Annotated in this window: 8 protein-coding genes and 1 pseudogene; 8 read left to right on the top strand and 1 reads right to left on the bottom strand. The window is 47.2% G+C overall.

Annotation, left to right across the window (positions count from 1 at the left end; translation table 11 throughout):
• The 8 genes and pseudogenes from HUX64_RS20005 to HUX64_RS18845 form a co-directional block, all read left to right on the top strand.
• A pseudogene (locus tag HUX64_RS20005) lies at window positions 1–115 on the top strand (IS1 family transposase); the annotation flags it as partial.
• A gap of 1,101 nt (window positions 116–1,216) precedes the next feature.
• Window positions 1,217–2,707 carry a nitrogenase cofactor biosynthesis protein NifB gene (gene nifB, locus HUX64_RS18815; RefSeq protein WP_174627724.1) on the top strand — a complete coding sequence of 497 codons (1,491 nt, stop codon included), beginning with the start codon at window positions 1,217–1,219 and terminating at the stop codon, window positions 2,705–2,707.
• Window positions 2,708–2,761: 54 nt separating this feature from the next.
• The gene (locus HUX64_RS18820) at window positions 2,762–3,040 is read left to right on the top strand and encodes a 4Fe-4S dicluster domain-containing protein (RefSeq protein WP_174627725.1); all 279 of its coding nucleotides are present in this window, start codon (window positions 2,762–2,764) and stop codon (window positions 3,038–3,040) included.
• A 15-nt stretch (window positions 3,041–3,055) separates the two neighbouring features.
• Window positions 3,056–3,478, top strand: a complete 423-nt coding sequence (locus tag HUX64_RS18825) for an ArsC/Spx/MgsR family protein (RefSeq protein ID WP_174627726.1) — start codon at window positions 3,056–3,058, stop codon at window positions 3,476–3,478.
• Window positions 3,471–4,754: an FprA family A-type flavoprotein gene (locus HUX64_RS18830; RefSeq protein WP_174627727.1), complete on the top strand. Its 1,284-nt coding sequence runs from the start codon at window positions 3,471–3,473 to the stop codon at window positions 4,752–4,754. The genes HUX64_RS18825 and HUX64_RS18830 overlap by 8 nt, the downstream gene beginning before the upstream one ends.
• Before the next feature lie 28 nt (window positions 4,755–4,782).
• A complete protein-coding gene (locus HUX64_RS18835; RefSeq protein WP_174627728.1) occupies window positions 4,783–5,070 on the top strand; it encodes a 2Fe-2S iron-sulfur cluster-binding protein in 288 nt (95 codons plus the stop codon).
• A 127-nt stretch (window positions 5,071–5,197) separates the two neighbouring features.
• Window positions 5,198–5,548 carry a 2Fe-2S iron-sulfur cluster-binding protein gene (locus HUX64_RS18840; protein ID WP_174627729.1) on the top strand — a complete coding sequence of 117 codons (351 nt, stop codon included), beginning with the start codon at window positions 5,198–5,200 and terminating at the stop codon, window positions 5,546–5,548.
• Window positions 5,549–5,556: 8 nt separating this feature from the next.
• A complete protein-coding gene (locus HUX64_RS18845) occupies window positions 5,557–6,126 on the top strand; it encodes a nitrogen fixation protein NifQ (RefSeq protein ID WP_174627730.1) in 570 nt (189 codons plus the stop codon).
• A gap of 875 nt (window positions 6,127–7,001) precedes the next feature.
• Here the strand turns inward: HUX64_RS18845 and HUX64_RS18850 are convergent.
• Window positions 7,002–7,172 carry a hypothetical protein gene (locus HUX64_RS18850; protein WP_174627731.1) on the bottom strand — a complete coding sequence of 57 codons (171 nt, stop codon included), beginning with the start codon at window positions 7,170–7,172 and terminating at the stop codon, window positions 7,002–7,004.
• Window positions 7,173–7,741: the final 569 nt, after the last annotated feature.

Below are 7,741 nucleotides of genomic sequence, written 5' to 3' on the forward strand. Positions count from 1 at the left end.
TTTCCTTGCCAGGTTGCGCCGCAAGTCAAAATGCTACAGCAAGTGCCAAAAGATGTTGGAATATTCCGTAAGGCTTCTGATGGCTAAAAGAAATAATGAGATTATCTATAGTTAATTAGCAATACCCGTATTTTAACAACAAGGTAGTCCAGATAAAGGATCAAATGGAGGCTGTATAAAGAAATGACTCAGGCGAGTTTGATTTGTAGCGGCAAAGTGCGGTTCAAAACCGTCCTCACAATCGCGTGGCATTTCAATCTCGATCGCCTCCTGCCCGCTTTTGAGCTTTTTTGCGCCCTAGCCGTTGCGACTGTTGCCGCAACCTTAACTTGCCGAGAATACGGGGGATAATCTAGATGGTTGTCCATTTCGGCCTTCAAGGCCGCTGCCGCGGTGATTTTCAGAAACTCCTGAATCAGTGCCTAAGTGCCACTAAATTCCGCTCTGACTTTAGGCCTTTAGCTAACTCTTGCACAGCGAAAATAAGAGGCAAATCGTTGATGATAGAGCTCATTTTCAGATCAAGTTTCGGGTCTCTTATTATTTAAAACAAGCGCTTACATGGAATTATTTACAATCTCGCTTATGGGCTGAGAAACAAACCTTGGCAAGCGAGGGCGATGGCATCTTATCGCCCTGGGCAACTAAGCGGACAATTATACCGTGCACTGGCATGGTCAGACACTGCTTGAACATGGGCGCCGGACTGACGTGGTCGTAGTATTGCCCGCCAGCACGACCGCAGTAATTAGGGTGCCGCGACCATTGTGCTGCGGTCGTCAAGAGACTAGCTCCTGCACTGCCATGTCAGCGATCACAGGATGGCAGGCATGTCAACGCTCTATCATGTCATTCTTAAGCGTCCTTGACTCAACGGATGAGTTGAATATCAGCAGATATCAGCTTGTACTTATATACCAATGGCATGATATGGGTATAGGCTGTAAAAGAAAGAGGTTTACCCCTAAGAACCGAAGTACGCATCCCCTACCCTGTCTTTAGTGCCATGAGCGCAAAAACATGAAATTACAGTCGTTTTTCCTTCAGACTTATTGTTCAATTCATTACAAAACCTGAAAAAAAGACTGTTACATTTGCAACAACATTTCTTATTTATAAAAATAACAGCAATATAAATCAATAGGATAAAATTAAATCTCCCCTTGGCATGGCCTGTGCTTTTACTTTAGGTAAACGCACTTACGAGGTCAATATCATGCAATTGCCAGTATTAAACGATGCACCCGTTTCAAAAGGCGGCTGTTCAGCAGGCTCCTGCGGTTCAACCGATAATCAGATGGATACACTGCCTGATTCGATTCGGGAGAAAGTCCAGAATCATCCCTGTTATTCGGAAGACGCCCATCATTATTTTGCCAGAATGCATGTGGCGGTAGCGCCAGCCTGTAACATTCAATGCCATTACTGTAACCGCAAATACGACTGCGCCAACGAATCGCGCCCCGGCGTGGTATCAGAACTGCTGACGCCGGACCAGGCCGTTAAAAAGACCATGGCCGTGGCCGCCACCATTCCGCAAATGACGGTATTGGGCATTGCCGGCCCCGGCGATCCGCTGGCCAATCCCGAACGCACCTTCGAAACCTTCCGCCGGCTGAGCGAGGAAGCGCCCGATATCAAACTGTGCGTATCGACTAACGGACTGGCGCTGCCTGATGCGGTCGAGGAGTTGTCCAAGCATAATATCGACCATGTCACCATAACCATTAACTGTGTTGATCCTGAAATCGGCGCGAAAATTTATCCGTGGATATTCTGGAACAACCGCCGCATTAAAGGCAAAAAAGGCGCCAAAATTTTGATCGAGCAGCAACAAAAAGGCCTGGATATGCTGATTGCCAAGGGCATTCTGGTTAAGGTCAACTCGGTCATGATTCCGGGCGTCAACGACCAGCATTTGGCCGAAGTCAGCAAAGTTGTAAAATCCAAGGGGGCGTTTTTGCACAACGTCATGCCGCTGATCGCCGAAGCCGAGCACGGCACTTTCTATGGCGTAATGGGCCAGCGCGGCCCTACACCCGATGAATTGCAAGACCTGCAGGACAGTTGTTCGGGCGACATGAACATGATGCGCCACTGCCGCCAGTGCCGCGCCGATGCCGTTGGATTGCTCGGCGAAGACCGCGGTGATGAATTCACGCTCGACAAGATCGAAACGATGGAAATCGACTATCAGGCGGCGATGGAAAAACGCAAGGTTATCCATGAAGCCATACAGGCCGAAATGGACAGCAAGCGTCTGGAGAAAACGGCCAAGGCCGAGCAGTTCAGGCAAGAACCCAAACTGACTACGCGGCCAGTGTTGATGGCAGTAGCGACCAGTGGCCAAGGCGTGATAAACCTGCACTTCGGCCATGCCAAGGAATTCCTGATTTATGAAGCCTCCCCGGACGGCGTGCGCTTTATCAGCCACCGCAAAGCTGATCAATATTGCGGCGGCGATACCACCTGCGGCGAAACCGAATCGACGCTGATGCGCACAATAAGGTCGCTGGAAGGCTGCGAAGCGGTGCTATGCTCCAAAGTCGGCTACGAGCCCTGGGAGCAGCTGGAAGCGGCCGGCATTGCGCCGAACGGCGAGCACGCCATGGAGCCGATCGAAGAAGCCGTCATGGCGGTTTACAAGGAAATGGCCGCCGCGGGCAAGCTCGATGATGCCAACGATTCAGTCAGGGCCAGTGCATAGGACGACTGGCCTGTCGCCCTCCGATGTTTGATTACCCTAGCTTAGGAGCCTGTCATGGCAGTAAAAATTATTGAATCCTGCGTCAACTGCTTTGCCTGTGAGCCGATCTGTCCAAGCAAGGCCATTTACGAAGCCAAGCCGCATTTTCTGGTCAACAGTACAAAGTGCACGGAATGCGAAGGCGACTTTCCCGTCTTTCAATGCGCCAGCATCTGTCCAATAGAAGGCGCGATACTGGATTCGCTGGGTGTACCGATTAATCCGCCAGGGTCTTTGACCGGAATTCCGCCGGAAAAAATGGCCGAAGCCATGGCTGAGTTGCAGTCTCACTAAGCAAGGACATCTCTGATGGCTACTGTCATTTTCTACGAAAAACCAGGTTGTGTTAACAACACGCGGCAAAAGAAATTGTTAACAGCTGCGGGTCATCAGGTTGTAGCAAGAAATTTATTAACTCAAAGCTGGCAGCCCGAGCGCTTGCGCGCTTTCTTCGGTACTTTAGCGGTACCGCATTGGTTCAATTACAGCGCTCCAGCGATCAAGCACGGCGAGATTGAACCTGATAGGCTGACAGAAGCGCAGGCCTTAGCAATGATGCTGGAAAATCCATTGCTGATTCGCCGCCCCTTAATGCAAGTCGGCGATAGCTTAATGACGGGATTTGATCAACAGGCGGCGGCTGACTGGATTGGCTTAAAAGGAAGCGGGGCAACTCAGGATCTGGAAAGCTGTTCCAGGCCGCTTGCACAAGCAAGCTGCAATCATGAGTAAGCCTCCGGTCTTGACTATAGCGGGCATACCGCAGGCCGTTGCGTTATCTGAAAGAGTACACTGGATAGGCGGCCTCGATCCTGCGCTACGTACCTTTGACATCATTTTAAAAACCGCCAACGGCACCAGTTACAACGCCTATATGGTTAGAGGCAACGAAGGCGTTGCCATTATCGATACCGTCAAGGAAAGTTTCGCCGACGATTTTTTCGCCCGTTTGGAATCGGTAGCAAGTTATGACGAAATTAAAGTCATCATCCTGAATCATCTGGAGCCTGACCATACCGGCGCCTTGCCTGAACTCATGCACCGGGCTCCTCAAGCACAACTTTACATTTCCCAGAAAGCGCAATCCATGCTGAAAGCCTTGCTGAAGCAGGATGTATTTGCTTTTACGCCGGTCATGAGCGGCGACAAGGTCTCGCTGGGCGATCGCACGTTGACGTTTTTTCATACCCCTTATTTGCACTGGCCCGATACCCAATGCACTTATCTGGTAGAAGAAAAAACCCTGTTTTCAGGCGATGTGTTTGGCTGTCATTTTTGTGATGCGCGCCTGTTCAATGATTTTGTCGGCGATTTTCGCTTCTCATTTGAATATTACTACGCCCACATCATGCGGCCGTTTAAAGACTATGTAAACAAGGCTCTCGATTTAATCGAACCGTTGTTACCGGTCAATACCATCGCACCCGCGCATGGCCCTTTATTGCGCGATCAACCGCAACAGTATGTACAGCGCTACCGTGAATTATCACGATCAGCCTTGCTAAACGAAGTTAGCGCAGGCGAAAAAACCCTGTTGATATTTTATATCAGTTCATACGGCAACACGCGGCGCATGGCCGAAGCCGTTTATGAAGGCGCGATGGCCGTGGAGCATGTGCGCGTCTCTTTATACGACCTGGAAGGGAGCGAAATCGCCCCGTTCGTGGATTTGATAGAAGGCGCAGACGGCCTGATTTTTGGCACGCCCACCATTAATGGCGATGCAGTCAAGCCGGTATGGGATTTATTGTCCTCACTGGCCGTCGTCAACCTCAAGTCAAAGCTGGGCGGTGTTTTCGGCTCGTACGGCTGGAGCGGGGAGGGCGTGAAAATGGTCGAAGACCGCTTGCGCGGGCTCAAGCTGCGGGTTCCAATTCCGGGTATACGCATCAAGTTAATTCCGACAGAAGAGGAAATCCAGGTCTGCCGGGAATTCGGACGTCAAATGGCTCAGGATCTATTGGGCTTAAGGCAAGCAAAAGTGATTGATATGGCTGATCTTGCATAAAATTTATTTAACACACCAGGAGACTAACATGGCGAAAGCGTCGATTACCTTTGAAGATATAAATATTACTGTTACCGCACCAGCTGGCACACGGCTGATCGAAATTTCCGAAAAAGTCGGTTCAGGTATTGTTTATGGCTGCCGTGAAGGCGAGTGCGGCACCTGTATTACGAAAGTAACAGAAGGCTGGAACAATCTGACCGAGCCGTCCGTGCTTGAAGATAAAGTTCTGCGCGAAAACATGGCCGGCAAACATAATCGTCTGGCTTGTCAGGCACAGGTGCTGGGCGGAGCAATCAAAGTCAAACCGGTTTAAAAACATACTTTTCGTAAAATTTTACTTTCCTCTTTAGAACGAGGAATCTGGCAGTTACCCCGTTTCTGATTTCAACCCGGAAGCATGAATCAGAGCACGGCACCTTGCATTATTAAAGGAGTACATTATGGCTTTAGTTACCTTTTCAAATCCCGAATATCGGGATAAAACCGTCTATGCCGTTGCCGGCAGTCATACAGAAACATTATTGAAATTGGCGCGGGAAAACAAAATTCCGATAAATTTTGAATGTCAGGACGGCGAGTGCGGCACTTGTATCGTTAAAGTCAGCAGTATTGATAAAAAACTCGAACGCATGGGCGGAACGTTAACGGAAAAAGAAAAAGCCGTATTAAGACAATCCGGCAAAATCAGCAAGGAAGAGATGGAACAAGTGATCGTCGATGACTTGCCGCCGCCATGGCGGCTGGCCTGTCAGATGATCGTCAGGGATGAGGATATCCTGGTCGAATATTAACCCTGTCCATGGCGCTCCAGCTCCAGGACGACCGGGAACAGCTCTTTTCCCGGCTAACGTCACAGATTCCGGTATCGCCGAATCATAAATGGCTGGCCTGTATGGTAGCCAGCTGGTGTGCCGGGCAAGGCGTTTTGCCTGATTATCTGGGGTTAGAACCTGAGCAGTTTAATGCGTTAAAAAAGTATTTTTCCCCATGCTGCAGCATTCCGGAATACGCGCTATCAGGTCGCAAGTCGGACTTTAGCCGGATGCTGGAAAAAGACGATCTGGTCAATCTGCTAAAGCATTTCAGTAAACCTGATAGCCTCGAAACTGACTGGATGATTGCTATTATCGTTGCCGGTTGTTTGGGCAGCGATCATTTATGGCAGGATTTAGGGCTTTGGTCACGCGCGCAACTGAGCGCTATGCTTAATTACAACTTTCCGGAACTGGCCGCAAAAAATGACAAGGATATGAAATGGAAAAAGTTTTTGTATAAACAGCTTTGCGAAGCGGAGGGCTTGTATCTGTGCCGCGCTCCCTCCTGTGATGTCTGTAGTGACTACCATAAATGCTATGGTGCTGAAAAATAGCGCTTAACCAGTGTATTTTTTTGGCAATTCCTCTAAAAACTAGAGCCTTTTCATTTTAAAATCCGGGGCATAGAAATAGGTTAAAATTTCCCATAAACAATCAATTGCCACTTGCGTTATTTACGAATAGAACCGACAGAAGCGACTGCCTTTGGTTGCCTTACGCATGGGAAAGGTTTTATTGGCTACATATCCCGTTATCCATTTCTTCACGAGCTTCAGCAAGGCAACGCTCCATTCATACCCGCTATTCTGAATGGCCCAGTCCAAAGAAGGGGTCCTCGGTTGCCGTTAATGCTGGGTTGAACGATAAGGCCTTTATAATACTTATATTTCTTTGGGAGCGAGTCAAACATTATATTGCTTTTGGACCCGGGTTATCATCTCAAACCGAGCTTTATGAAATTCCAAGCCTTTACCTGAAGCGAGTGATGAATATACTCGGCCTGTTTTTTTGCTCTAAATGGTTAAATGGTATGGATAAAAATATGCTTAATTCTTCTTCGCAAACAGTTCGGCACCTTACCACTGAATAACTCCAACATTAAAGATAATTAAATAGAAGATAGAAGCGGACTTGATAAAACCTTATGACGAAATGCTGGTGTTAGAAGCTTACGCTCCGTCTTTTTTAGCACTAAGATCTGTGCTAAGTAAAAATATTTATAAGTGTTTAAAAGAATAAACAAAAATTTTGCTGATGGGATGTAGATTCTGCTAATTGGAATCAGGGCAATAGATAATAGGAGTTTGAAGATTCCCAGCCTATGCCAGAATGTAAGCCCAGGGTAAATATGAAAGCCTAAAAAAACTTCCAAGGCTGTTAAGCCTTGGAAGTTTTCAAGTTGCTTGGTTAAGCAGTTCAGATAAAGGAACTATTCGCATGATAACTGCTTAGCTTCGCGTTTACGGTTCAGGTTAATATTGCTGGCAATGGCCGCAGTTGCGAATAGCGTGGATGAGATAATGAATTCACCGGAAACAAAGCCCAGCAGACCAATTATAAATACTATTCCAGTTAAAATATCCTTGTAAAAATTGCTCATGAGTAAGTTCTCGCAGAAAGTTGAAAAGGTTTATTTAAATTACATCATAAATATAGAGTAGTTTGGTATTGTTGACAATGTCACAATAAATATATTTATTGTTTCCTTATTTGAAACATAACATTCATAAAGTATTAATCTACATTGAGTAAAAACAATAAAAATCTGAACTATTTTTTGAAAACTCCCTTGACTCTTAAAAAATACCGTTCAATGCGACCTTTTTCATTTAATGCCTAGCCATTCTCCCTAATAGGACTAGCGGGAGCATTTGAACAGAAACTTACGGTTTTGCCATCGGTTTCCAGTTCACAACCGTAAGTTTGTGTACTGATCTCCAATCAAAACCGGAGTTAAATCCGGCCTTCTTCAATAGCTTTGTAATAAGTACGCCGACCTATACCTACTTCAGAAACCGCTTTGCTAATACTTGTGCCATTATCGACTAGTAGTCAGTCATGATGAAGTACAAGGATAAAGCCGAGCCAGCTTCCGTCGTGCCTCTTGGGTGGTAAAGCGCCAATTGACGGGGGTAGCCTTCACATTGCGCTCGCGGACATTAGCTTCAA

This window comes from Candidatus Methylobacter favarea (assembly GCF_902806695.1).
GTDB classification, from domain to species: domain Bacteria; phylum Pseudomonadota; class Gammaproteobacteria; order Methylococcales; family Methylomonadaceae; genus Methylobacter_B; species Methylobacter_B favarea.

Excerpts from the sequence above, each read along its gene's own strand:
- nifB (WP_174627724.1), top strand. The coding sequence starts at position 1,217 with ATGCAATTGCCAGTATTAAACGATGCACCCGTTTCAAAAGGCGGCTGT.
- HUX64_RS18820 (WP_174627725.1), top strand. The coding sequence starts at position 2,762 with ATGGCAGTAAAAATTATTGAATCCTGCGTCAACTGCTTTGCCTGTGAG.
- HUX64_RS18825 (WP_174627726.1), top strand. The coding sequence starts at position 3,056 with ATGGCTACTGTCATTTTCTACGAAAAACCAGGTTGTGTTAACAACACG.
- HUX64_RS18830 (WP_174627727.1), top strand. The coding sequence starts at position 3,471 with ATGAGTAAGCCTCCGGTCTTGACTATAGCGGGCATACCGCAGGCCGTT.
- HUX64_RS18835 (WP_174627728.1), top strand. The coding sequence starts at position 4,783 with ATGGCGAAAGCGTCGATTACCTTTGAAGATATAAATATTACTGTTACC.
- HUX64_RS18840 (WP_174627729.1), top strand. The coding sequence starts at position 5,198 with ATGGCTTTAGTTACCTTTTCAAATCCCGAATATCGGGATAAAACCGTC.
- HUX64_RS18845 (WP_174627730.1), top strand. The coding sequence starts at position 5,557 with ATGGCGCTCCAGCTCCAGGACGACCGGGAACAGCTCTTTTCCCGGCTA.
- HUX64_RS18850 (WP_174627731.1), bottom strand. The coding sequence starts at position 7,172 with ATGAGCAATTTTTACAAGGATATTTTAACTGGAATAGTATTTATAATT.